The sequence below is a fragment of the Actinoplanes subtropicus genome, assembly GCF_000721705.1.
GTDB lineage: Bacteria > Actinomycetota > Actinomycetes > Mycobacteriales > Micromonosporaceae > Actinoplanes > Actinoplanes subtropicus.
In genome coordinates this window covers 1-993 of the sequence record NZ_JOJL01000137.1, presented here as the reverse complement: position 1 = coordinate 993, position 993 = coordinate 1, and the positions used below count along the sequence as shown (strand labels likewise).

The following is a 993-nucleotide window of genomic DNA, read 5'->3' as shown; positions in this document are numbered from 1 at the left end:
TGAGCTGATCTCAGCGACGCGTATGTGTTGATTGGTGCGACACGGGCGAAGGCGGTGAGATCGGGCAGTGCTGGAAAGGGACGCGGAGCCCTCGGTAGGTAGTTCTCACCACAAGATCACCCACATGGTGAGGACTCCGCGTGATCGCCTATCGTGCCATGATCGACGTCCCCAGGGAACTCGTGCAGTACCTCGGCCGGCTGCTGGCCGCCGAACGCCGAGCCCGGGGAACCCGACAAGACACCCGCGCCCTGACCTGCTTCTACCAGGCGCTTCTCGTGCTCATCTGGTTCCGTAAAGCCGAGGACCTGACGCTGCTGGCCGCCGGGTTCGGGATCTCCCGGGCCACCGCCTACCGCTACCGCGACGAGGGCGTTGCCGTGCTCGCCGCCCAAGCTACCGACCTGCACACCGCCCTGAAACGGGTCGCCGACGACGGCTGGTCGTACGTCATCCTCGACGGCAAACTGTTCGACTGCGACCGGCTGACCGAGACCACCCTGTCAACCAAGGGGGAGACGATCGACGCCTGGTTCTCCGGAAAACACCGCGACTTCGGTGCCAACATTCAAGCGGTCATGCGCCCGGACGGCCTTCCGATCTGGACCTCGGCAGCGATGCCCGGCCATTTGCACGACACCAGCTGCGCCCGCCAACTCGGCGTCACCGCCACGCTGAACTGGTCCGCCGCCGAACTCGACCTGCCCGCCCTGGCCGACTCCGGCTACGAAAGCACAGGTCACGGCATCAAGACACCCTTCAAGCAGCCAGCCGACGGGAAACCCCTCGCCGTCGACAGCCGCGCCTACAACCGGCTGCTACGCGGTCTGCGCTGGCAAGGCGAACGCGGCTTCGCCATCCTGATCGGCCGCTGGAAGACGCTGCGTCACACCACCGTCAGCCCACGCCGGATCGGCGAAATCGTCGCCGCCGCACTGCACCTGACTCACTACGAATACAAATATCTATCCGGATCTTGTTGAGATCAGGTCA

Annotated in this window: 1 protein-coding gene; it reads left to right on the top strand. The window is 65.0% G+C overall.

Going from position 1 to position 993, the window contains the following annotated elements:
* Positions 1 to 140 precede the first annotated feature (140 nt).
* Positions 141 to 983 (top strand): transposase family protein, encoded by an 843-nt coding sequence (locus tag IH26_RS0152500; RefSeq protein ID WP_030443814.1) that lies wholly within the window; start codon positions 141 to 143, stop codon positions 981 to 983.
* Positions 984 to 993: the final 10 nt, after the last annotated feature.